We start from the raw sequence: 24,511 nt of genomic DNA, 5'->3' as shown, positions 1-24,511 counted from the left end.
TTTTATGCAGTCCTTTTGTTTTTCGGTATCTTTCGAGTAAGGAACGATTCTTGGTTTCCTTATTTAAAATTCTGGATATATTATATGAAATTTAAAAATGCATCATTGCTTTTGGTAGTGTTAGCTTTCGCGAAAGCGTACACATCACAAGCGCAATTAACTAATAACAAGCCTCTTATTGCCGCAGACTCTATTGCTCAAATGCATTGGGTAGATAGTGTTTATAACAGTCTATCTCAAAAAGAAAGGATAGGGCAGCTGTTTATGGTAGATATGTTTTCTAATAAAGGAAAAGCTCATGAAGATCATGTGCGCAATCTGGTAGAGAAACATAAAATAGGTGGCGTTATTTTTTCTAAAGGTGGTCCTGTAGAGCAAGCTTATTTAACTAACGAGTTACAAGCAAAATCTAAGACTAAAATGTTAATCGCGATGGATGCAGAATGGGGTCTCTCCATGCGTCTAGAAGATACGTATGCTTTTCCATGGAATATGACGCTGGGTGCAACGCCAGGTAATACTTCTAGTTATGAAGTGGGACAGCGCATAGGTGAGCACTGTAAAAGACTGGGCGTTCATATCAATTTTGCTCCGGATGTCGATATCAATACAAATCCTAAGAATCCTATTATAGGGAATAGAAGTTTTGGTGAAGACATGTACAATGTGACTGATAAGGCTGGTGCTTTTATGAAAGGTATGCAAAGTACAGGGACGCTGGCTTGTGCAAAGCATTTTCCTGGTCATGGAGATACAGATAAAGACAGTCACAAGACGTTGCCTACGGTAGATTTTAGTGCAGAGCGTATAGATAGTGTAGAATTATATCCTTATAGAAAATTGATTAACGAAGGTATGGCTAGTGTGATGATAGCGCATTTAAATATACCTAGTCTAGAACCACGTGCTGGTTATCCTACAAGCATCAGCCACAAAGTAGTGACCGATATATTGAAAACTAAATTAGGTTTTAACGGTCTTATTTTTACAGATGCTCTTAATATGAAGGGTGCGAGTAACTTCAGTGCGCCTGGTGAGATCGATCTTGCGGCTTTTAAAGCTGGTAATGATGTATTGCTTATTTCTGAAAACATACCTAAGTCCATCGCAAAAATTACAGAGGCTATCGCCAGCGGTGATGTTACTGAAGAACGACTAGCTTATTCTGTAAAGAAAATTTTAATGTCTAAGTATGTGGTGGGCCTACATGAATACAAGCCTATTGTTATTTCTAATCTAGTAAAGGATTTAAATACAGAACAAGATGACGTAGTGTATGAAAATGCTATTTCTAAGGCAATTACAGTATTGAAAAATGAGAATAATATCTTACCAATTCAAAATCTGGAAACTAAAAAAATCGCTTATGTAGAATTAGGTGATGATAGTGGAGATGTCTTTTTTAAAGAATTGAATAGATATACTAATGTAGATAAGGTAGTGGCAGATAAGTTAGATGTGTTACTTACTATGTTAGAAAAATACAATACGGTTATCATAGGGTTACATAGAAGTAATGCAAATCCATGGAAATCATACCAATTAAAACAACGTGAGCTGACATGGCTGTATGAAATAGCAAGAAAACACGATGTAGTTTTTGATGGTTTTGTAAGACCCTACATGCTAGATCAGATTAAAACTACCGAAAATTTTGAAGGTATAGTTATGTCTTATCAAAATAGCAAAATGAGCCAAGAGGTGAGCGCGCAAATTATTTTTGGCGCGAGAGATGCTGTAGGTACATTACCTGTAAGTTCTGGACTATTTAATGTTAATGATGGTATTAAGGTAAAGAATGTGAAACGCCTTTCTTACGGACATAACCCATCTAGTGTAGGATTTGATTCTCGTATGGTAGCAAAAATAGATAGTATAGCAAATTATACTATAGATGGTAAAGGCGCTCCAGGTATGCAAATTATAGTGGCTAGACGTGGTAAAGTGATTCTTGATAAAACATATGGTTACCATACTTATGATAAAAAAAATAAAGTAAATGAGAGTGATGTGTATGATATCGCATCGGTTACTAAAATTCTGGGAACATTACCGCTGGTTATGGAGTTAGAAGAGTCTCATGTAGTGTCTCTAGATGATTCTATTTCTAAATTAGATATAGACCTAACTAGTTCTAATAAAGAACAAATTACGGTAAAACAAATGCTGTCACATTATGGTCGTTTTAAACCATGGATACCGTTTTATATCTACACGCTAGATTCATTAACTAAGCTGCCGTTATCACAATACTACAGTAATGGACCGCAACAAGGGTTTGATATACAGGTGGCAAATGGAATGTACACAAATATACAGGTACAAGACACGATCTTTAATCGTATTAAAAGAAGTGATTTAAGGAAAAAGCTAGAATATAAATACAGTGATCTTCCTTATTACTTGATGAAAAAGTACATTGAGAAGCATTATAACAAAAACCTTGATGAGTTGACTCAGAATCATTTTTATGAATCTTTGGGTATGAATCGTACTGGATATTTACCACGTAATAAATTTCCTTTGAATCAAATTGTTCCTACAGAAAATGATACCCTTTTTAGAAGACAGCTGGTACATGGTTATGTACACGATCAAGGTGCTGCAATGCAAGGTGGAATAGGTGGTCACGCAGGTTTATTTTCTACCGCAAATGATGTGGCAAAAATGATGCAAATGTATATGCAAGGCGGTACTTATGGCGGTAGACAGTATTTTACATCAGAAACCATAGATAAATTCAACACTTGTTATTATTGTGAAAACGATGTGAGACGTGGTGTAGGATTTGATAAACCACAATTAAAAGTATCAGGACCTACTTGTGGTTGTGTAGGTAAAAGTAGTTTCGGTCACAGTGGATTTACCGGCGCATATACTTGGGCAGATCCAGAAGAAGAAATAGTTTATGTATTTTTATCTAACCGTGTACATCCAGATGCAGGGAATAGATTTATCATTAAAGAAAATATTAGAACTAACATACAGCAAATAATCTATGACTCGATCATAGACTAAAAATATACTAATGAAACTAGCTATAGTTTGTTATCCTACCTTCGGTGGTAGTGGAGTAGTCGCTACCATGTTGGGTACTGCACTAGCTCAACGTGGGCACGAAGTTCATTTTGTTACTTATAAACAACCGGTACGACTAGAGTTGTTGTCTAGAAATATATTCTTTCATGAGGTGAATGTAGAAGAATATCCTTTATTTCATTACCAACCTTATGACCTTGCATTATCTAGTAAACTAGTTAATGTGGTACAAGAATATGGTATAGAATTGCTCCATGTGCATTATGCCATACCGCATGCTTATGCAGGTTACATGGCACAACAAATGTTAAAAGAACAAGGTATCATAATACCTATGGTCACCACACTGCACGGTACAGATATTACTCTAGTAGGTAACCATCCGGTTTATAAACCATCTGTTACTTTTAGTATAAATAATAGTGATGTAGTGACATCTGTATCAGCTAGTCTAAAGAGAGATACATTAGAGCTTTTTGATATAAAGAAAGAGATAGATGTAGTTCCTAACTTTATAGATATGTCGTTGTATAAGACCGAGTTTAAAGACTGTGACAGGTCTGTAATGGCTTTCCCAGAAGAGCGCATCATCACTCATGTGTCTAACATGCGACCAGTAAAAAGAGTGATGGATATTATTAAAATATTTGAAAAAGTTCAAAAAGAAATCCCTTCTATACTAATAATGGTAGGTGATGGACCAGAACGATTTGCTGCTGAAGAATATGCAAATAAAGCAGGCTTAAAAATGAAAATTAAGTGGGTAGGAAACAGTACAGAAATTGATCGCATCCTTTGCTTTTCAGACTTGTTTTTACTGCCTTCTAAAAAAGAAAGTTTTGGACTTGCAGCGCTAGAAGCAATGGCAAATCGCACACCAGTTATTTCTTCTAACACCGGTGGTCTTCCAGAAGTGAATGAAGACGGCGTTTCTGGTTTTACCAGTAATGTAGGTGATATAGATGAGATGGCTGCAAATGCTATTAAGATCTTAAAAGATGATCAGGTTTTAAGTGATTTTAAGAATGCCGCTTTCGCGAAAGCGGAACAATATGACATACTAAATATAATACCACAATATGAAAAATTATATGAAAACGTGCTTGCTGGCACTAAGTCTAATTAGTCTAAGCTCGTGCTGTAGTAAAAAAGAATTAGTGAACCAGACTCTTAAATCTGATGGTGAAGATTTTATTACTATTCTTAAAGATAGTAACACAAATATTACAGAAGAAAGTACTTATGTAATTGATAATAAGGAAGACCTTATAGCTCTTTATGACCAGCTTAATGAAACGAGATCACCTAACTATGAACTGCCAGTTATAGATTTTAAAAAGCAGTCTGTTATCGTAGCTGCTATGGGACAGAAATCTACAGGAGGCTTTTCTTTTACTAAAGTAAAGGTGAATAAAAATGAAGTAGTTGAATATATAATTTACTCTAAAGCTCCTGCACCACAAGATATGGTAGCCACAGTAGTAACCACACCAGGAATAGTACTACTAGCTAACCAGCCCGCAGGCTCCATAAAGGTGACTGTTAAATAATAAGGAAAAAATATTCCACATAAAAAAACGGCGATCATTTCTGATCGCCGTTTTTAGTATGTTTATTTTACGTCTGTTCTAGAACTGATATCTTATTCCTAGAGCGATGTCAAGATCATTTCCATCTCTAAAATCACCAAAATAAAATTCTGGTCTCACGTCTAGAGAAAGTAGTAATGGAATATCAAAGTTATATTCTATACCTACTTGACCAGCTGCAAAAATGAAAGTTTCAGAATCGTCATCAAAGTTGCTTCTTCCAGGAAAATCATCATCTAGACTAACAGTTCCTAAACCACCACCAGCACCTGCGTACCAGTTAAAACCACCTTCTATGTTCCACATCCACTGGTATAATCCTGTTGCTTTAAAACCATCAAAATTATCCCCACTTTCATAACCTAGATCTATTTCTAATCTATTGTTATCGTTTAAAGCTCTTTGGTAAGAAATCTCTGTACCAAAACCGTCACCATCACCAGTACGTATTCCTATCGCATTTTTAGAAACTTCTTGTGCTTCACTTATCGCAATTGCACCTATAACTAGCATTACTGTAAAAAATACTTTTTTCATAATTGATTTAATTTTTTACAAATATCAATCAGTCAAAATATTGATTAAGTTTATTTCTTGTTAATAAAAAGCGATGTGGTCTTAAAAGAAGTTAAGGTTTACCCTTCAAATTCAAAATCTTCGCCGCCACCACCGTTGGCACCGCCATTACGAGCATTTTTCTTCTTTTGATTAAATCTATAAACAAAGCTCAAGTTCACTTGTCTCTCTCTCCATTGAAACTCACTATCAGTGATGAAATCATCAGTGGTTGTTGTACTTTGTCTTTTACGACTATTAAATAAATCACTTACGTTAAGAGATACGGTAGCGTCGTCGCCTAGAATATCTTTACTTGCTGCTAGATTCATAGTAAAAATTCCATCGTTAGTACTTTGCGCATTTTCTGAAGCTCCACGATAGTTTATTCTAGTCTGTAGATCAATTCCAGATGGGATACTGAATTTTTGATTTAGTCTCGCAAAATAAGAAGTGTTTTCAAAATCAAAATTTTGACCTCCAAATTCACCATCAGTACTAGCTCTATATAAATTAAAGTCTGTATTTATAGTCCACCATTTAAAAGGTCTATACATCATAGTTAATTCATAACCTATACGTTCTTGTGTAGATAGGTTTACTGGTGTACGTCTTATAATTGGGTCACCATTATCAGTTATAGCACCTGTGTCTTCTTGGATAAATTCCCAATTGTCATCACTACGGTTGTAATAGATAGAAGTGTTAAAAGTAAATTTACTCCATCTTCTTAGGTATCCTAAATCTATAGAGTTAGTAAAAGTAGGGTCTAGATCTACGTTACCTTGAAACACGTTAGACTCACTAGATCTACTAGGGAAAGGATTTAAGAAACGGCCTCTAGGTCTTCTTACACGTCTGTTATACCCTAAAGTTATATTCTCACCGTCTTGTAACTCATATCCTAAGTTAAGAGTAGGGAAGAGGCTGCTGTAGTCTTTCTTATCTTCACTATTAGTAGTTGCCTGCGTTATGGTGACATTAGTTTGCTCAAATCTTAAACCTGCAAGGAAAGAAAATTTACCAAATTCTTTACCGTACTGACCATAAACAGCATTTACTAATTCTTCATAATCAAAGGTGTTATTAAGTCCAGCATCTGGAACTAATGGACCAGTAGGAAAAACCAGTTGCTCTTCTAAGAAAAAAGAATTGCTTATATCACGGTAATTACCTCTATAACCAGCCTCAAACTGCGTGTCTTCTCCTATAGGTAAAACATAATCAAATTGCGCTGTAGCATTTTGCTCATCTTCATCAGTAAATGTGCGTTCTACATCATTAACAGTATTAGTAGTAGTTTCAGTTTCTAGAATGTTTGCATTTTGATCACTTATAGAAGTAGAGTACTGTATACTTGCAGTAATTTTCTGTCCGTTATCATCTAGATCATTTTTATAATCAAGTGAGTATTGTATTCTAGTATCATCTTCGGCCTCAGCTTCTACACGTGTGGTAGCTTCATTTAAATTTCCATTTTCATCAAGACGTTCTATAACGTTCGTATTCACATCGTCATCATTACCTAGACGGTAAACGATGTTTGCGACTATACTAGACTGGTCATTTATAAAGTACTCAGCACCTAGACTAGTAAAAAAGTTTCTACCTAAACGATCAAAATCACGCTCTTCATTAACAAATGCATTTTGAGCATTAGCAGATAAATATTCTGTGTTTGTTGTAGAGTTACCAGGAGTCTCTCTGTATCTAAAACCTGTATTAGTAAAAAAGTTCCATTTTTCACTTCTTAGGTTACCGTTAAAGGAAAGACCTAATTGAGGATTATAACCAGTATCTAATTGTAGCGTACCATTGAAACCTAAAAGTTTATTTTTTCTAAGGATTATATTTAAGATACCAGCAGTACCTTCTGCATCGTATCTTGCACTTGGGGAAGTGATTACTTCTACTCTTTCTATAGCATCTGCAGGAATTTGTCTTAATGCTTCAGCACCGTTAAAACCTACTAGAGCACTCGGTCTACCATCTATTAAAATAGTAACATCGTCATTACCTCTTAAAGCTACATTTCCTTCTACATCTACAGATACAGATGGTACGTTATCTAGCACATCACTTGCACTACCGCCACGTACGGTTAGATCTTTACCGATATTGTAGATTTTTTTATCAAGACGTATATCTACCGTAGTTTTTTCTGCCACGATTAGTACACCATCTAACTCTGCCACGTCTTGTTCTAGAGCGATAGTTCCATAATCTTGATCTGCGTCAATAACCTGACCTGTTTTTATAAGACTTTTAAAAGTGATGTATTCCCATTTAATGGTATAAGTACCAGGTGTAACACTAAATTGATAATTACCATCTAGGTCAGTAACACCACCTTGTGGAGATTTATCAGGAGTAGCACTAATAAATGAAATAGTAGCAAATTCTAGTGGCTCACCAGAAGTTTTATCTACTAATTTACCCTTAATGGTAATGGGATTTGAATTTTGTGAATAACCCAATGTCGCCGTTAACAACAAGAGTAACGTAATAATTTTTTTCATAACAATCTTAAAGTTTCTTCTAAGACAGCAAATCTATCTGAAGGGTTAATCAGACTTTGCTAAAGTTACGTTAAAGCTCATCACTAGGCTTTTCTTTACTACTTTCCATTAAGAAAGCTTTAAGAAAAGCATCCAGATCTCCGTTAAGAACAGCGTCTGTATTACCAGTTTCATGTCCTGTTCTCACATCTTTAATAAGTTTATAAGGATGCAATACATAATTACGTATTTGAGAACCCCATTCTATTTTCATCTTACCAGCTTCTATCTCTTGTCTCGCGGCATTACGTTTTTGTAATTCTATTTCAAAAAGTTGTGATTTAAGCATTTGCATTGCTTTTTCACGATTTTCTAATTGAGAACGTGTTTCAGAATTATGAATTACTATACCAGATGGGTGGTGAGTAAGTATGGCTTTAGTTTCTACTTTATTCACGTTTTGACCACCAGCACCACTAGATCTGGCAAAATCCCAATTAATATCTGCTGGGTTAATATCTATTTCTATAGAATCGTCTGCTAGAGGATATACATATACAGACGCAAAAGAAGTATGACGTTTTGCATTAGAATCAAAAGGAGATATGCGTACTAATCTATGCACACCGTTTTCACTTTTTAACCAGCCAAAACTATAATCACCTTCTATCTCTAGAGTAACGGTTTTAATACCAGCCACATCACCAGCCTGAAAGTTAAGTTCCTTTACCTTATAACCATTCTTCTCTGCCCACATCATGTACATTCTCATAAGCATCTCTGCCCAGTCACAAGACTCTGTACCACCAGCACCGGCAGTAATTTGTAAGACAGCGCTCATGTCATCACCCTCGTTAGAAAGCATGTTTTTAAACTCTAGCTTTTCAATTAGATTATTAGTGGCGTTGTACTTTGCCATGACATCTTCTTCGCTAGCCTCGTCTTCCTTAAAAAATTCAAAGAGTACTTCCAGATCTTCAGTTAGAGTCACTGCGGTAGCATAATCTGTAGTCCATTGCTTCTTAGTACGCAATAGTTTCATGATGACTTCTGCATCTTTGGGTGTATTCCAAAAATCTGGTGAAAAGGTTTTCTCTTCTAGGTTAGTTATCTCAATTTGTTTGGCATCAATTTGTAGATAATCCTTCAGTTTTTCAACGCGTTCTTGTAATTCTTTAACCTGTTCGGCAGTAATCATAGTTCTGTTTTCGACAATTGCAAAAATAGAATTAAATTCTTTGCCATTATGGATACATATATATGGTATAGATATTATTTTTATATCGCTTTCGCGAAAGCGTAACTAGAACAGAAACATATGATAGATTTAAGAAGTGATACCGTAACAAAGCCTAGTAAAGAAATGATGGAAGCCATGTTCCAGGCAGAAGTAGGAGATGATGTATATAAGGAAGATCCTACGGTGAATGAATTAGAGAGACGTGTTGCCGGAATGTTCGGTATGGACGATGCGCTATTTTTTCCTACTGGTAGTATGGCAAATCAGGCGGCTATAAAAATGCATACGCAACCAGGAGAGCAATTGATATGCGATAAATATGCTCACGTTTATAATTATGAAGGTGGTGGTGCTTCTTTTAATAGTGGTGTTTCATGCAGGTTATTAGATGGAGATCGAGGTATGGTTACGGCAGCTCAGGTAAAGGAGGCTATAAATCCGCCAGATTTTTATCACAGTGCTTTAACAACGTTAGTATGTTTAGAGAATACTACTAATAAAGGTGGTGGTGCCTGTTATGATATGAGCACTTTTAAGAAGGTAAGAAAAGTGTGCGACGACCATAATCTAGGATTACACCTAGATGGCGCTCGTCTATGGAATGCTCTAGTAGCGACTGGTCAGGACCCAAAAGAATATGGAGAAATATTTGATACCATTTCTGTATGTTTTTCTAAAGGTATGGGGACACCGCTAGGAACCGTTCTTACTGGTAAGAAGGAGATCATGAAAAAAGCGATGCGTGTGCGCAAAGTTTTAGGTGGTGGCATGAGACAAGTGGGCTATATGGCAGCAGCAGCTATTTATGCATTAGACCATAATATAGATAGATTAAAACAAGATCATGATAGAGCCAAAGAATTAGGAGAGATACTTAAAACTTTACCTTATGTTATTAAAGTAGAAGAGGTAGAGACCAATATAGTGATCTTTGAGGTAGAAGATGAATTGCAAATAATGGAATACTGTAGTAGTAATGATTTAATTATTAGCAATATGGGGCAAGGAAAGTTGAGATTAGTGACTCATTTAGACTATGCTCATAAGGATCATCTAGCGGTAATCCAATTATTTAAGAATTTTATAACAAAACTATAAGACACACTGTTAAAATGTGTTTCGTCGATAATATTAACACGTTCATCTAAGAGGGGTTATTTTTACTAGGTATTTAATTGGATTACTCTAAATTTAAAAGACCTTTGAATCATAATTATTAATCAAATTTATTCCAAATGAAAAAATTAGTACTATCCTTAGTAGCTATCGCGGCAGGAAGTTTTGCTTTTGCTCAAGATTTACCTACTAACCCAGAGCCAGGAAAATGTTATGTACGTTGTACAACACCTGACGTTTATGAAAACGAAACTATAAGTTTAGTGGCAACACCTGCTTATAAGACGTTAAAAGTTGTTCCTGCAACTTATGAAACAGTTACAGAAAGAGTTCTTGTAAAAGAAGCTTCTAAGAAATTAAGAGTAATTCCTGCAACTTATAAGACTGAAACTAGAACTTACCTTAAAAAACAAGCAGGTTCTACTATTTCTATTACTCCAGCTACTTTTGGTAAAACTACTGAAACTGTAGAGGTGAAGCCAGCTTATGCACAATGGGAAATGAGTTCAGTACCACCAGCAGAATGTACTTCTTCTAACCCAGATGACTGTCGTTACTGGTGTTATAAAGGTTACCCAGCTGAGTATACTACTGTATCTTTAACTACTCTTGCAAGTGATGCATCTTTTAACCGTACTCCAGTAGCTGAGCAATCAGGTACTTATACGGTACGTGTTGTTGATCAACCAGCTAGAGTTGAGGAAATTGAAATCCCTGCAGAATATGCTAACATTACTAAGACTGTATTAAAGTCTGATGCTTCTACAACTGAAAACGTTGTTCCTTCTACATCTAAGTCTGTATCTCGTGAGAGATTAGTTTCTAAAGGTGGTCTTACTGTATGGTCTGAGGTAGACTGTAAATTAGTTGAGTACAATGGTCTTGCGATCAACTGGGCAACTGGTAGCTCTACATTAACTGCTGCTGACAAAAGAGAAATCGATGCTAAACTTCTTTCTGCTCTTAACAGTACTGCTGGTTCTAAAGTAGAAGTTGCTTCTCATACTGACTCTAAAGGATCTAGAACTTCTAACCAAGCTCTATCTGAAAGACGTGCACAGTCTGTAGCAAACTACCTTATCTCTAAAGGTGTAAACGCATCTCGTATCGTAGCTAACGGTTATGGTGAGACTCGTTTAAAGAACAGATGTGCTGATGGTGTTTCTTGTACTGAGCGTGAGCACAGAGCAAACCGTCGTACTGAATTCCGTTTGATCAACAACTAGTCACTAGTTAGTTTCAAAAAAATGTATTAAAAGGGCTGTCGCAAGACAGCCCTTTTTTTTGTTCTATTTTTTTAAAGTGATAATTCTAACATAGATTACTTTATATTAAAATCTGCATACAATAATCACTTTGTAATAATATTTCTGATAGGCAACTATACAAGACCGCTAGTGCCAGTTTTTAACTGGTACCGAGCATTAGTAAAAGAGTAAAGTAAAGAAAGCTAGTAATGTTTTTTTAAGTCTAAATTTATGTTTTACTTTTATGTAGCGTTTTATAGAATTGATTAAACTCTATTCTTAATTGGTTGATGTGGTACTCGTTCGAAACGAGCACTAACGCTAGTAAGGTCTTTAGGCAGTTTACTTTCCTTATTTTCTCAGGAGCCTGAATGGGCGCCAATAGTAAAAAAATAAAATCATGAAAAAAATAGTCATTTTATTTAGTTTTATAATACTAACAAATTGTCATGAATCAGGGAACATAGGCTCTATAATGATATTATCATCAAATATAAAATCTAAGACACTCATAGATGTTACGGACTCCATTCATAGTGAAGGAATTTTTAGTTTACCTAAAAAATATAACCACTTACTTCAATTTAATGATTATGACCATTTAATATATAGAATATTCTATTTTGATAAAGAACCTCAAGAGATTTACATGATTACTTTTCAAGGATCAGAATCTATAAGGTATATTTATTCATTTGAAAAAGAATGCTGGCTTAATAGTGAAAATAACTTTTCAGAAATTGAAAGGCGACGTATACATGATAGATTAGTTTATGAAGTTCTTGAGAAGATTAGAAATAAAGCTATTGAACTTAAATATAATAATGAAGAAATTTATGTGGACTTAAAAACCTGCGGATCTAAATTATTATGTAAAAATGATAACTAAACTCTTGCCCTGCTGGCGCCAATATACACAACGGCTAGTGCTAGTTTGTAACTAGTACCGAGCATGAGTAAAAGAGTAAAGAAAAGCTATTGATGATTTTTGTTTTTTGTAGAGGAAAACAAAATCTTATTTTCATAAAAGTAATCTCCAAAATAAAGAGATACGTTCTAAAACACATACTTCCTTACAACTCTAACATACGCTGTTTAACATGAAACTCCAGATCTTCAAAAAATGCTCTGAAATGACGCTCTAGTTCATTGTAATACTTCATTAAATCTATGGGAGCAAAGTTCATTTTACTTCTTCCTTTTGTTCTTTCATTCATTTGATGGAAAATTCTAGAAATACCTTCTACGGTAGCATAACTATTAATCCAGTTTTGCTCTACCATATAAGGCAAAAAATTTTGTACTTTATCTGGTAAAATACTGTAATGGTCATGCAAGTCTTTGTAAAAACCTTGCACATATTCATCTAGAGGTTGGTCGTGAAAATCTGACCAGTTAGCAGCTAGAAAATGATCGTAATAAATATCAACTATGACACTGCTCCAGTGTCCATATTCTCCTCTTATTAAATCTTTACTTTGACGTACTATAGGGTTAGTGTCTGTATAAGTATCAATGTGTCTATGCAGTACAATCCCTTGTGCCACACGATGAGGAAACATACTGAAATCTTTACCTCTGACAGAATCTGCTATAAAGTTTCCTATTCTTAACTCTTTGTCTTCTTTTGATAAATATATGTGAGCGAGATAATTCATAGGCTTAATTGGGGATTGCTTTTTATAAAGATTACTTTTGTTGTAAATGTAAAGTAATATATAATGACTCTTATAAAATCTATATCAGGAATACGTGGTACCATAGGTGGTGCACCAGGCGATAATCTTACACCACTTGATGCTGTAAAATTTGCCAGTGCTTATGCCATATGGATCAAAGAAAATTCTGGAAAATCAGCCCCTAAAGTTGTAATAGGTAGAGATGCTAGAATAAGTGGCGCGATGATACAGTCACTGGTACAAAATACCTTAATAGGTATGGGATGCCATATTGTAGATTTAGGCTTAAGTACTACGCCTACAGTAGAACTGGCTGTGCCTAATGAAAATGCCGATGGTGGTATTATCTTAACAGCAAGTCATAACCCTAAACAATGGAATGCTTTAAAATTATTAAACAATAAAGGAGAATTCTTAAACGGTGCTGAAGGACAGAAAATACTAGATTCTGCAGAGAAAGAAGACTTCAGTTATGCAGATGTTGATGATCTAGGAACTGTAGAAGTCATAGAAGATTATATCGACAGACATATCAAAATGGTGCTGGATATGCCAGTTACACAAATAGATGCTATAAAAGCGGCAGGTTTTAAAGTAGTGGTAGATGGTGTAAATAGTACAGGTGGTATTGCTATTCCTGCACTTTGTAAAGCGCTAGGAGTAGAAGTGGTAGAATTATACTGCGATCCTACAGGCCATTTCCCTCATAACCCAGAACCTCTTAAAGAACATCTAGGAGATTTATGTAAAGCGGTAAAGACGCATAATGCACACTTTGGTATCACAGTAGATCCAGATGTGGATAGACTAGCATTTGTAGATGAGACCGGAGAAATGTTCGGAGAAGAGTATACACTTGTAGCTTGTGCAGATTATATTCTTGGGCATACTAAAGGAAATACGGTTTCCAACCTTTCTTCTTCTAGAGCATTAAGAGATGTGACAGAAAAGCACGGTGGTATCTATTATGCGGCAGCAGTAGGAGAGGTGAATGTCGTTCAAAAAATGAAAGATCAAGGCGCTGTAATAGGTGGAGAAGGTAATGGAGGTATTATCTATCCAGATTCTCATTACGGTCGCGATGCTCTAGTAGGTGTTGCTATGTTCCTTTCTTTACTTACAGAAAAGAAAATGAAAGTAAGTGAATTAAGAGCTAGTTATCCATCTTACTTTATGAGTAAGAAAAAAGTACAACTAGTTAAGGGAATGCCAGTAGACGCTATTCTAGAAGATATTCATACTAAATATAAGAGTGAAGAGGTAACAAGCATAGACGGTATTAAAATAGATTTTGCAGACCAGTGGGTACACATGAGAAAATCAAATACAGAACCGATTATACGTATTTATACAGAAGCACCATCACAAAAAACAGCAGATGATCTAGCAGATCGTTTTATTGCTGAATTAGAGGCGATAGCTGCACAGCACGCTTAGTATTCTCAAGAGTAGATTTCCATCTCTTATGAGACCATAAATAATATTCTGGTTGCTTGACGATTTGTTCTTCAAGCAACTGGAAAAATTTATCGGTTATTTCCCAGTCCTTTGTTTCTGATCCGTTTTTTGAAATGGTCACAAATTCTGTCTCGTAATAACCGCGTTTAACCTTCTTTACCTTTAGAAATACTACCGCAGTACCGTGTTCTATAGCAATGCGCTCTGCACCTTTAAAAACAGCACTAGGTTTATTAAAGAAATTAGTGAAATATTGAGCACGTCCAGCTTTGGGAGATTGGTCTGCAATTAAAGCAAATAAAGCAGCTTCATTTTCTACAGATTTACTCATAAGTGCCGTAGCTTGTTTCATTGCTACCATTTCACTATTAAACTTTTTTCTTATGTTAACTATGAGGTCATTGAACTTTTTATTTTTTAGAGGTTTATACACCGCGTAAACTTTATAGTCCAGTACATCATCGAGTACCATAGTCCATTCATAACTAGCTTGATGTCCGAACATGATGATTATGGGTTGTTTCGCTTTCGCGAAAGCGTTAACCATTTCAGGATTGCTACAAGTAAATCTCTTTTTCATGGATTCTTTACTCATTCCCATAGATTTAATCATCTCTATAAAAATGTCGCAAAAATGTTGTGTGCTTTTTTTAGCTAACCTAGTAATCTCTTTATCATCCTTTTCAGGAAAAGCAGTTTTTATATTATTTCTTATAACGTCTTTACGGTAACCGATGATGTAATAGGTGATAAAGTAGAAAAAATCACTTATTAAATAGACTACGGGAAAAGGTAATCTAGAGATTACCCAAAGTAAGGGATATATAAGGTAAAAAGCCAAGGCTTGCATCTGCAAATTTTAAACAAATATACTATCTTGTATCTTATAAATTTATCCATGTACGATCTAGATATAGTCACTATAGTTGTAATAGCATCTAATTTAATTATAAGTTTTAAAGGTTTTCAAGATTTTAGTTTTAGAAGTAAATACCTTTTTAATATTGCAGGTATAGAAAGAGGTGAGAAATGGCGCCTTTTTACGAGTGGTTTTCTTCATGCAGACCAGCGCCATCTTTTCTTCAATATGTTGACTTTATTTTTCTTTTCTGGTGTTGTAGTAGATGTTCTGGGAGATGTAAAATATCTCATTATCTATCTAGTAAGTTTATTGGGTGGTAATTTCTTGAGTTACCTTATTCATAAAGATGAATTTCATTACAGCGCATTGGGCGCCAGTGGTGCAGTATCTGGTATTATTTACAGCAGTATATTGTTAGACCCAAGAATGACTATATATTTTGTGCCAGGTTATGTTTTTGGGATAGGGTATTTAATCTACTCTTTTTATGGAATGAAAAAATTAAATGATAATATAGGACACGATGCTCATTTTGGTGGAGCAGTAGCCGGTTTTATACTAACTCTAGTTTATGACTTTAATGTAGTTTATACAAATACCATTACCGCGATAGGGCTGCTAGCCGCGATCATCATATTATTCATTTTAATGCGATTTACAGGAAATCGCTAGATGCTTAGATTCTCTTAGTTTAAAAGCTCCTCTAGTTTATCGTGCAATTGCTGTCCTCTAAGGTTAGTTTCTATAATTATTCCGTTTTCATCCAGTAAAAAAGTAGAAGGAATAGCACTTACATTATACAATTGTGCTATTGGTCCGAAATATTGCAGCCTAGAAACGTGATTCCAGTCCATTTTATCTTTAATAATAGCAGCTTTCCATGCTTTATCACCACCTTTACGATCTAATGAAACACTTATAATATTAAAGCCTTTTTTATGGTATTTGTTATAAGCTGCTACTACATTAGGATTTTCACGTCTACATGGTCCGCACCAGGATGCCCAAAAATCAATCAATGTAACTTTACCTAATACATCATTAAGTTTAATCATTTTACCATCAGGATCTGCTCCTTCAAAGTCAGGGGCTTTTGCTCCTATGGCAACAGATTCTTCTTTACTTAAATACATATCGATTCTAGTAGCCATCAAAGAATTTTGAATACTTGGATCAAATGTGTTGTAAAGTTCACGAGCGCCTTTAGAATCTAAAAGTTTGTTTTTAAGTAATTCACCTAAAATCATAGGTGCTACGATACTCTTATTATTAGTGGTAATTAAATTTGTTGAGAACGATTTAAAATCTAACTCAGCCGCCATCCATTGATTGTTAACGCTAGTCATAGATTCTACATCCTGACTTTTCATGGCTGCAGTTCTTTGTGTATTAAAAGACTTTGCTTTTACTGTATACGCAGCTTGTTTAGATTTAAAATCTTCTAAAGCTTTATTAGAGGCACTACCAGTTACTTCACTAGCAAATAAAGAATCCTTCTTAACGTTTACCTGAATATTTTCATTTTTAATTAAAAGAACAATATTTCCTTCACTACCATCTATAGTAAGAAACCTCATTTGTTCTGTTTCTAATTCTTCTTTTTTGTCAAAGAAGAAAGTCTCATTCATAACAATGTTAGTATCTACAGGAATGGAACGACCGTTTTCATCGAGTGCATTCATGTAAACACGCATACCATTCGCTACTCCAGGAGCACTACCGTCTATAAAATGAGTTTCTTTTGCTTTTTCATTACATTGGTTAATAGCAAAAAAGGTGAAAAGAATCAGTGCGTACTTCATGGAAATGGATTTTCGGCTAAAATAATTGATTTATGTGTAAAGTACAGGTTAAAGAAATCAAAAATTAACACCATAATCTATGGTGATTAAAGAGATAGGGTATCTTTGTATTATGAGAAGAAATTACGACGGTGGATATATGAATGTGAACTTAACCTTTAAAAAGGTTGTAGATCAGTATGTCACTCGTTTAGAGCATGAAGAGAGTAATTTTAAGAAGTTATATATCTCGTCTGTACTTCAATATGTAGATGAACATGAAGAGCTTGTTAGTGGTATTCAAGAAGATGAGCTTGCAATACATAAAGAGTCTATTAATGTTTTACTCTCAGATCTTTTTCCAGCAGCCCTAACTCTTAATGAGATAAAAGCAGCAACCATACCGTTTTCTGATATTTTATTTAATAAAACAGAGCGTCTTAAAAATATATTTAAAGATGCTGGAGAAGATTTTAAGTTGCTCATTATGACAGATAACTCATTTGACACTTTTAGAATGTCTTGTGGTGTTATACTCAATCAGTTATATGGTAAATCTATAGATTTAGGTAGACCGATTTTAATAAAAATACCTGATGCAAATGGTGTTAACCGAACATATCGCGTCGCTTATAATGCAGATTTTGTAGATATAGAATTAAACGATGAACGTTATCGATTATCTGAAAAAGATATAAAAAACCTCCTTAGATCTCCTGATGATGAAGAGTTATGGAAAAAAGGTTTTCCTAAAGGTAGCTATACTTTCAATGGTTTTGGTATCGTTAATTTTACAGATGTCACCATGGATGCCGCAATTTCTGACTTAAAAACGGTTCTCTTAGATTCTACTAATAGTAAGAAGGACCAGACAGAAAAAATGGAATCTATTTTTAGAAACATTTTTAACTTAGAAAATTTACGTGTAGGATTTACGTCTTATGATAATTATGATAAAACATTTGAGTCTGTAGGTTATCACGATTCAGAAAGTTTTTTACTTGCAGACAGTCATGAGAAACACTGTGATAACGCTCTTTGTGCCCATAGTTATCAACTATTAATAGAGGAGTTTGAGCCGTTAGTTATTACTGATGTAGAAGATTATGGAGCTAAAATTCAAAATAAATTTCTAACTGATAACCTGCTTAAAAACGATATAAAAAGTGCTATTTTTTACCCTATTACAAAATCAAAAAAGTTAATAGGAATATTAGAAATAGTCAGTAAAAAGAAATTTGCGCTTAACAGTTTTAATGTCATAAAAATAGACAGTATTGCTGGCTATATTAAAGCAGCTTTAATACGTACAGAGCAGGAGTATGAAAACAGTGTAAAAGCGTTAATACAGACAGAGTGTACTTCTATACATTCTAGTGTGCAATGGAAATTTGAAAGAGAAGCTCGTAGAATATTAAAAGCTCGTGCTCGCAATTCTCAAAGCGAATCTTTTAAAGATGTAAAATTTGAAGATGTACATCCATTATACGGACAGATTGATATAGTAGGTAGTAGTGATGCTCGCAACGAGGCTATTAAATTTGATTTACTTAATCAACTCGATAAAGTTTGTGAGATATTCGCTTTCGCGAAAGCGTATGAAAAATTACCTATTTACGATCAAATCTCGTATCGTGTATTAGAATATCGCAAAGAATTAGAAAACGGCAGTATCGATGCAAATTCTGAAAGAGATATTATCAAATTGCTTACAGAAGAAATAAACCCTGTAATGGAACACCTCATGCAATTATCTCCTGAAATTGTGGAGTTAGTAGGTGATTACCAGTTAGAAATAGATGAGGCTAGTGGTGTTATTTATAAAACTAGAAATGATTATGATAACACAGTACAAGCTATTAATGAATCACTGACTGCATGTATAGATCAAAGACAGTTAGAGGCTCAAAAAATATTCCCTCACTTCTTTGAGCGTTTTAAAACAGATGGTGTAGAACATAACATTTATGTAGGTAGTAGTGTCGCTGTAGACCAAGAATTTAATGTGGTGTATTTATATAACTTAAGGTTATGGCAGCTACAGACCATGATAAAGATGGAGAATAAATTCTATTCGGTTCAAGAAAACTTACCTACGGTTATAGAAGCGGCTAGTATGATTCTAGTATTTGATAATACGCTAAGCATCAGATACCGTATAGATGAAAAACGTTTTGATGTAGATGGTGCGTATAATGCGCGTTATGAGGTTATTAAAAAACGCATAGATAAGGCCAATATAAAAGGTACTAACGAGCGTATTACTCAAAAGGGAAAGATAGCCATTGTTTATACTAATAAAGAAACGGAACGTGAATACCTGCGTTATATTAGTTTCTTACAATATAATAATCTTTTAGGTACAGAAATAGAACACCTCGAACTGGAAGACGTTCAAGGTGTTGTAGGATTAAAAGCGTTAAGAGTAAATGTACTTTATGATGTTAAAGTGGCCAGTGGTACACTTACTTATGAAGACCTCGTTAAGGAATTGCATTTGTAAATTGTTCAAAATCTGTTGTGTAAAATGCTAGTATAAAAGCGATTACACTCGTTATGATACCGACCATAAAGATGGTGTACGTCCATCTTAATAAAGTATATTTTCTGTTCAATACCAGACCTAGTAACCATAAATCTTTAAGTAAAGACTGGTAAACTTCTTCTTTATTATCTAGTAAGCCCATTATAGCTTTTTCATATCTCTTAAATGGGACTTTATGAAAATTACCGAAAAAGAGTAGGTTTACTTCGCGTTTTTGTACTTGCTCATCTGTAAATTCTCCACTCGTTACATTAGGACGTGTAGACATAATAGATAGAACAATGCTCGCAACAGAAAATAATATCAAAACAAGAGTAGGCCATAATAAATGACGGTTAGATATTTGATCCAGTTTAGGGATAATGTTTGCCAGAGCTAGAGATATAATAATAGCATTTACCGATAGCAGTATGTTTGCCTTCGTGTCTGCAATATCACTTAACTTGATGTGATTACGTAGTGTGGTTCTAAAAAGAGTCTGTATAGCTCTTTCTGGACTTTGATTTTTAAGATCTACTTTAACTTGTTCTTTTTCAATCTTATTTTTCTTTTTCTTTTTAGCTTTAATAAGATCTAGTAGGTTGTTATTTTTAGCCGTATTCCAGTTTTTAATGGCATAAGCGCTGTAGTAACGGTGCTTTTCTGTAAAAACTTTTATGTTCTCTTTGCGCCATTGTTTACCAGTATAGTCGCGACCTCTCAGTTTAAGCTCGCGTTTTAATAACTCACTAGTTTCATTATAATAATCCTTAGCAAAGTGTGATGCGTCTGCATCTCTTATAATTTCTTCTAGAGGGCATTCTGGTACACCGCTAAATTTAGTCGCTAGAATAAGTCTTTTAACAAGGTCTATAGAGTTTTGATCTTCGTTTTGTTCCTTTAAAAACTCCTCAGCGATGCGCGCACTTTCTTCTTCATGTCCTTCAGCACCCTTAATATAGCCGGTATCGTGCAGCCATGCTGCAAGTAATAGTCCTTTTTGCTCTTTAACATTGATTTCAGAATTGTCGATTATTTCCTGTGTACTTTTAACAACTCGTCGAGTATGTGTATAATTATGATACACATATTTTTCATCGAGATGGTTTTTTAACAGATTTAATACAAAATCGTCAGTAATTTTTAAAATATCGCTCATTCCTGTTCTTTGGGCTAAAATTAATATGATTCTCAAACTTATGACTAAAAATAACATTCTTTTATTATTAATAGCAATAATTATTACTGGATGTGCCAGTTTTAAAGCTCAATATAAAGAAGAGGTTCAACAGCAGTTCCCTTCTGGGCTAGAAATAGAAAAGTCGTTCTATCTTATAGGTGATGTAGGTAAATCACCTATAGGTGGTAAAAGTGATGGGTTAATAGCGCTAGAAAGCTATATCAAGTCTCAAAAAACAGAAAATGATCATCTTATATTTTTAGGTGATAATATCTATCCAGTTGGTATGCCAGAAGAGGGCACTGAATTTAGACCTATTGCCGAAAATCATCTGAATGCTCAAATAGATGTGGCAAAAGTATTTCAAGGTTCTACAGTTTTTATACCAGGTAATCACGACTGGTTCAATGAAGGACTTGATAATGTAAATAGAGAAAAAGATTATATTGAAAAAGCACTGGATAATAAGAATATTTGGGAACCTAAAGTTGGATGTCCTATTAACAGCATAGATATCAATAAGCAAATACAGCTTATAATCGTAGACAGCCAGTGGTATTTAGCAAAATGGGATGATCACCCAACTATTAATGATAACTGTGATCAGATCAAGACCAGAGAACAGTTTTTCTTAGAGATAGAAGGCGAGTTAAAGAAGAACCAGGATAAGACTATCGTTTTTGCATTGCACCACCCATTATTTACTAACGGTATACATGGTGGTCAGTATGCAGCGGTAAAACATTTATATCCATCGCAGTCAGCATTACCTGTTCCTATCTTAGGTTCACTAGCTACACAAATTAGAACGAGTGGTGGCGTTAGTGCTCAAGATAAGCAGAATAAGAGATACCAAGAAATGACGAATAGAATTACTACGCTGGCGAGAGCATCTGCTGCTCCTAGAATAATATTTACTAGTGGTCATGAGCATACCTTACAGTATATAGAAAATGATGGAATACGTCAGATAGTTTCTGGTAGTGGTGCAAAGCAAAGTTATGCAACCTTAAGTTATGACGGTTTGTTTTCTTATGGAGGTATGGGATTTGCTCGACTAGATGTTATGAAAGATGGTAGCAGCTGGGTGAGGTATTATGGTTTTGAGAACGGAAAAGAGAAACTACTTTTCACTTATGAGGCTATTAAGAAACCAGTAGAATTTGATTTAGAGACATTGCCAGATGAGTATCCCGCTTTCGCGAAAGCGAGTATATACGATCAAGAAAGAGTAGAAAAAAGCGCTGTATTTGAATCTGTCTGGGGTAATAAATACAGAGATCTTTATGGGACTAAAATCAATGCAAAAGTTGCATTACTTGACACTTTAAAAGGAGGACTGGTAGTAGATCGATCTGGTGGTGGTCATCAAACTCGCTCTTTGAGATTAGTGGCAAAAGATGGAAGACAGTACAACTTAAGAGCACTTAAAAAAAGTGCTGTGCAGTTTTTACAGACTACTGTATTTAAAGAAAATACCGTGGCAGAATCTTTTGAGGATACCACAGCAGAAGATCTCCTTTTTGACTTCTATACTGCTGCGCATCCCTATGCGGCATTAACGCTACCTAAATTAAGCGATGCGATAGGAGTATATCATACTAATCCAGAGATCTATTTTGTGCCTAAACAAGAGGCTTTAGGAAATTATAATAATAATTATGGTGACGAGCTTTACATGCTAGTCGAGCGACCAGAAGAGAATCAAAAAGACCTAGCAAGTTTTGGAAACTCTGATGATATAGAAAGTACGGCAGACATTTTTGAGAAACTAAGAGAGGACGAAAAGTACAAAATAGACCAAGCAGCATTTGTGAGAGCACGTATGTTTGATATGCTACTAGGAGACTGGGACAGACATCAGGATCAATGGAGATGGGCACAGTTTAAAAAAGATGGTAAAAGTACTTTTAAGCCTATTCCTAGAGATAGAGATCAGGTGTTTTCTAATTTTGATGGTGCTTTATTTGCCACTTTAAGAACTATGGTTGGTCTTACTAAACAATTTGCGACCTATGATGAAGAGTTAGATAATGTAAAATGGTTCAACAGTGCAGCTTCCTATCTAGACCGTAGTCTAGCACAAGAAGCAGATAGAGATATGTGGATAACACAAGCACAATATATTCAGGATCATTTAAGTGATGAGGATATTGAAGCCGCTTTTAAAGAATTACCTGCCGAAATTTATCCAGATGAATCTACACAAAAGATCATCAATAATATGAAAATACGTCGTGGCAATATTGTGAAAATAGCTGAGCGTTATTATGACTATTTATCAGATCTGGCCATAATAACAGGTACGGATAAGGATGACTTTGTAGTAGTGAATAGAGTAGAGGACGGAAAGACTAGGGTAACTATTTATAGAAATAAGGATGGTGAAAAAGCAGATGTTGTCGTTGATCGTTTATTTCTTGCGGAAGACACAAAAGAGATTTGGGTATACGCACTAGATGATGATGATATTATAGAAGCCGTAGGAACTGGAAAGAACCGAATAAAAGTAAGAATTGTAGGAGGACAAAATAATGACATCTATAATCTAGAAAATGGAAAATCTATTTCTATTTATGATCATAAAACTAAAAAGAACACTTTTACAGATAAAGGTGGTGCGAGATTGAGACTGTCGGACAGTTACAACAGAAACCTCTACGACCCACGCAAGAGTATTTTAAAATCTAATGTATTAACACCAGCTATAGGTTTTAATCCAGATGATGGTTTTAAAATAGGTGTTCAAAATACGTATACTGTAAATGGTTTTAACCGCAACCCTAATACGAGAGTACATCAAATAAGAGCAGGTTATTACTTTGCTACAGAAGGTTTTGATATCAACTATAACGGAACATTTGCAGGTGTATTTAATCAAATGAATCTTACGGTAAAAGCAAGATTTTCTAACCCTACATTTGCAGAGAATTTCTTCGGTTTTGGAAATGAAACGGTAAATCTAGACGACGATTTGGATTTTGATTTTAACCGTGTGAGATTAAGTGAGATTTCCGGTGGAGTAGGTGTAAGCTATAAAGGTGAGTATGGTTCTAACGTAAAAGGAGGAATAGAAATACAGAGTTTTGAAATAGAAGAAGACGAAGGTAGATTCTTAGAAACGCAATTTGCTACACCAGCAGAAGATCCTGAGTTTTTTGAACGCAAATGGTTCTTAGAATTAAATGGTGGTTACAATTATGAGAGTTATGATAATAAATTGAACCCTACACGAGGGATGATATTTGACATAGTAGCTGGAATAAATGCCGACAAAGATGACTTAGGAAATACATTTGGTTTTATTAAACCTAAACTAGGTTTTTATAACGCATTAAACCGCAGCCGTAGTCTGGTTCTTAAGACGCTTACACAAGCTACATTTAATATAGGTGATGATTATCAGTTTTATCAAAGTGCACAGGTAGGACAAAATAATGGTCTAAGAGGTTACCGCACACAACGATTCTCTGGAGAAAGCGCTCTTGCTGGTAGTGCAGATGTAAGATATAGTTTTAACGAGTTTAAGACAGGATTTGTACCGTTGCAAATTGGAATATTCGGTGGTGCAGACGTAGGTCGAGTGTGGCAAGATGGCGAGAACAGTGATAAATGGCACAACGATTTCGGTGGTGGATTCTGGGTAAACAGTTCAAATGCAATAGGAGCCACCTTTAATCTATTTACTGGAGAAGATGGGCTGAGATTCAGTTTTCAAGTTGGATTTAGTTTTTAAGCCCAAA

General features: G+C 34.9%; 17 protein-coding genes. 10 read left to right on the top strand and 7 right to left on the bottom strand.

The window, feature by feature from the left end; genetic code table 11:
• Positions 1-84 precede the first annotated feature (84 nt).
• The 3 genes from ABJF08_RS09290 to ABJF08_RS09280 are packed head-to-tail and all read left to right on the top strand — an operon-like array spanning position 85 to position 4,589.
• Entirely contained in the window at positions 85-3,018 is a 2,934-nt protein-coding gene (locus tag ABJF08_RS09290) for a glycoside hydrolase family 3 N-terminal domain-containing protein (protein WP_348115873.1), read from the top strand.
• 10 nt (positions 3,019-3,028) lie between these two features.
• Positions 3,029-4,165: an N-acetyl-alpha-D-glucosaminyl L-malate synthase BshA gene (bshA, locus tag ABJF08_RS09285; RefSeq protein ID WP_348115872.1), complete on the top strand. Its 1,137-nt coding sequence runs from the start codon at positions 3,029-3,031 to the stop codon at positions 4,163-4,165.
• A gap of 31 nt (positions 4,166-4,196) precedes the next feature.
• The gene (locus ABJF08_RS09280) at positions 4,197-4,589 is read left to right on the top strand and encodes a protease complex subunit PrcB family protein (protein ID WP_348115871.1); all 393 of its coding nucleotides are present in this window, start codon (positions 4,197-4,199) and stop codon (positions 4,587-4,589) included.
• 78 nt (positions 4,590-4,667) lie between these two features.
• Here the strand turns inward: ABJF08_RS09280 and ABJF08_RS09275 are convergent, their stop codons facing one another.
• The 3 genes from ABJF08_RS09275 to prfB all read right to left on the bottom strand — a co-directional run bounded on the left by ABJF08_RS09275 (position 4,668) and on the right by prfB (position 8,879).
• On the bottom strand, positions 4,668-5,165 hold the full coding sequence (locus tag ABJF08_RS09275) for a hypothetical protein (RefSeq protein WP_348115869.1): 498 nt from the start codon (positions 5,163-5,165) through the stop codon (positions 4,668-4,670).
• A 98-nt stretch (positions 5,166-5,263) separates the two neighbouring features.
• Positions 5,264-7,702: an outer membrane beta-barrel family protein gene (locus tag ABJF08_RS09270; RefSeq protein ID WP_348115868.1), complete on the bottom strand. Its 2,439-nt coding sequence runs from the start codon at positions 7,700-7,702 to the stop codon at positions 5,264-5,266.
• A 70-nt stretch (positions 7,703-7,772) separates the two neighbouring features.
• The gene (gene prfB / locus ABJF08_RS09265; RefSeq protein WP_348115867.1) at positions 7,773-8,879 is read right to left on the bottom strand and encodes a peptide chain release factor 2; all 1,107 of its coding nucleotides are present in this window, start codon (positions 8,877-8,879) and stop codon (positions 7,773-7,775) included.
• Between the two features lie 120 nt (positions 8,880-8,999).
• Here prfB and ABJF08_RS09260 point away from each other — a divergent pair, with 120 nt between their 5' ends.
• From ABJF08_RS09260 to ABJF08_RS09250, 3 genes are all read left to right on the top strand, one after another.
• Complete coding sequence (locus ABJF08_RS09260) at positions 9,000-10,019, top strand: GntG family PLP-dependent aldolase (protein ID WP_348115865.1); 1,020 nt, start codon at positions 9,000-9,002, stop codon at positions 10,017-10,019.
• Between the two features lie 137 nt (positions 10,020-10,156).
• On the top strand, positions 10,157-11,263 hold the full coding sequence (locus tag ABJF08_RS09255) for an OmpA family protein (protein WP_104515067.1): 1,107 nt from the start codon (positions 10,157-10,159) through the stop codon (positions 11,261-11,263).
• Positions 11,264-11,684: 421 nt separating this feature from the next.
• Positions 11,685-12,173, top strand: a complete 489-nt coding sequence (locus tag ABJF08_RS09250; RefSeq protein ID WP_348115864.1) for a hypothetical protein — start codon at positions 11,685-11,687, stop codon at positions 12,171-12,173.
• A 184-nt stretch (positions 12,174-12,357) separates the two neighbouring features.
• Here ABJF08_RS09250 and ABJF08_RS09245 read toward each other — a convergent pair whose 3' ends face one another.
• Positions 12,358-12,942, bottom strand: a complete 585-nt coding sequence (locus ABJF08_RS09245) for an acyl carrier protein phosphodiesterase (RefSeq protein ID WP_348115863.1) — start codon at positions 12,940-12,942, stop codon at positions 12,358-12,360.
• Positions 12,943-13,005: 63 nt separating this feature from the next.
• Here ABJF08_RS09245 and glmM point away from each other — a divergent pair, with 63 nt between their 5' ends.
• Positions 13,006-14,400, top strand: a complete 1,395-nt coding sequence (gene glmM, locus ABJF08_RS09240) for a phosphoglucosamine mutase (protein WP_348115862.1) — start codon at positions 13,006-13,008, stop codon at positions 14,398-14,400.
• Here glmM and ABJF08_RS09235 read toward each other — a convergent pair.
• Positions 14,360-15,271 carry a lysophospholipid acyltransferase family protein gene (locus ABJF08_RS09235; RefSeq protein ID WP_348115861.1) on the bottom strand — a complete coding sequence of 304 codons (912 nt, stop codon included), beginning with the start codon at positions 15,269-15,271 and terminating at the stop codon, positions 14,360-14,362. The genes glmM and ABJF08_RS09235 overlap by 41 nt on opposite strands.
• A 48-nt stretch (positions 15,272-15,319) precedes the next feature.
• On the opposite strand from ABJF08_RS09235, the gene ABJF08_RS09230 reads away from it, so the two are divergent.
• Positions 15,320-15,955, top strand: coding sequence for a rhomboid family intramembrane serine protease (locus ABJF08_RS09230; protein ID WP_348115860.1), 636 nt, complete (start codon positions 15,320-15,322; stop codon positions 15,953-15,955).
• A 14-nt stretch (positions 15,956-15,969) separates the two neighbouring features.
• Here the strand turns inward: ABJF08_RS09230 and ABJF08_RS09225 are convergent, their stop codons facing one another.
• Positions 15,970-17,085, bottom strand: a complete 1,116-nt coding sequence (locus ABJF08_RS09225) for a TlpA disulfide reductase family protein (protein WP_348115859.1) — start codon at positions 17,083-17,085, stop codon at positions 15,970-15,972.
• Positions 17,086-17,197: 112 nt separating this feature from the next.
• Here ABJF08_RS09225 and ABJF08_RS09220 point away from each other — a divergent pair, with 112 nt between their 5' ends.
• A complete protein-coding gene (locus ABJF08_RS09220; RefSeq protein WP_348115858.1) occupies positions 17,198-19,567 on the top strand; it encodes a GAF domain-containing protein in 2,370 nt (789 codons plus the stop codon).
• On the opposite strand, the gene ABJF08_RS09215 is transcribed toward ABJF08_RS09220, so the two are convergent.
• Positions 19,548-20,747 (bottom strand): Pycsar system effector family protein, encoded by a 1,200-nt coding sequence (locus ABJF08_RS09215; protein WP_104515058.1) that lies wholly within the window; start codon positions 20,745-20,747, stop codon positions 19,548-19,550. The genes ABJF08_RS09220 and ABJF08_RS09215 overlap by 20 nt on opposite strands.
• 40 nt (positions 20,748-20,787) lie before the next feature.
• Here ABJF08_RS09215 and ABJF08_RS09210 point away from each other — a divergent pair, with 40 nt between their 5' ends.
• Positions 20,788-24,504, top strand: coding sequence for a metallophosphoesterase (locus ABJF08_RS09210; protein WP_348115857.1), 3,717 nt, complete (start codon positions 20,788-20,790; stop codon positions 24,502-24,504).
• The last annotated feature ends 7 nt before the right edge of the window (positions 24,505-24,511 follow it).

The organism is Nonlabens sp., from assembly GCF_039941875.1.
GTDB lineage: Bacteria > Bacteroidota > Bacteroidia > Flavobacteriales > Flavobacteriaceae > Nonlabens.
The sequence above is the reverse complement of the archived record's forward strand: the minus strand, read 5'-3'. Positions and strand labels throughout refer to the sequence as shown.

What these genes read in the sequence shown, in the direction of transcription:
- bshA (WP_348115872.1), top strand. Translation starts at nt 3,029, where the DNA reads ATGAAACTAGCTATAGTTTGTTATCCTACCTTCGGTGGTAGTGGAGTA.
- ABJF08_RS09210 (WP_348115857.1), top strand. Translation starts at nt 20,788, where the DNA reads ATGACTAAAAATAACATTCTTTTATTATTAATAGCAATAATTATTACT.
- ABJF08_RS09250 (WP_348115864.1), top strand. Translation starts at nt 11,685, where the DNA reads ATGAAAAAAATAGTCATTTTATTTAGTTTTATAATACTAACAAATTGT.
- ABJF08_RS09290 (WP_348115873.1), top strand. Translation starts at nt 85, where the DNA reads ATGAAATTTAAAAATGCATCATTGCTTTTGGTAGTGTTAGCTTTCGCG.
- glmM (WP_348115862.1), top strand. Translation starts at nt 13,006, where the DNA reads ATGACTCTTATAAAATCTATATCAGGAATACGTGGTACCATAGGTGGT.
- prfB (WP_348115867.1), bottom strand. Translation starts at nt 8,879, where the DNA reads ATGATTACTGCCGAACAGGTTAAAGAATTACAAGAACGCGTTGAAAAA.
- ABJF08_RS09215 (WP_104515058.1), bottom strand. Translation starts at nt 20,747, where the DNA reads ATGAGCGATATTTTAAAAATTACTGACGATTTTGTATTAAATCTGTTA.
- ABJF08_RS09255 (WP_104515067.1), top strand. Translation starts at nt 10,157, where the DNA reads ATGAAAAAATTAGTACTATCCTTAGTAGCTATCGCGGCAGGAAGTTTT.
- ABJF08_RS09270 (WP_348115868.1), bottom strand. Translation starts at nt 7,702, where the DNA reads ATGAAAAAAATTATTACGTTACTCTTGTTGTTAACGGCGACATTGGGT.
- ABJF08_RS09230 (WP_348115860.1), top strand. Translation starts at nt 15,320, where the DNA reads ATGTACGATCTAGATATAGTCACTATAGTTGTAATAGCATCTAATTTA.
- ABJF08_RS09275 (WP_348115869.1), bottom strand. Translation starts at nt 5,165, where the DNA reads ATGAAAAAAGTATTTTTTACAGTAATGCTAGTTATAGGTGCAATTGCG.
- ABJF08_RS09220 (WP_348115858.1), top strand. Translation starts at nt 17,198, where the DNA reads ATGAGAAGAAATTACGACGGTGGATATATGAATGTGAACTTAACCTTT.
- ABJF08_RS09245 (WP_348115863.1), bottom strand. Translation starts at nt 12,942, where the DNA reads ATGAATTATCTCGCTCACATATATTTATCAAAAGAAGACAAAGAGTTA.
- ABJF08_RS09225 (WP_348115859.1), bottom strand. Translation starts at nt 17,085, where the DNA reads ATGAAGTACGCACTGATTCTTTTCACCTTTTTTGCTATTAACCAATGT.
- ABJF08_RS09260 (WP_348115865.1), top strand. Translation starts at nt 9,000, where the DNA reads ATGATAGATTTAAGAAGTGATACCGTAACAAAGCCTAGTAAAGAAATG.
- ABJF08_RS09235 (WP_348115861.1), bottom strand. Translation starts at nt 15,271, where the DNA reads ATGCAAGCCTTGGCTTTTTACCTTATATATCCCTTACTTTGGGTAATC.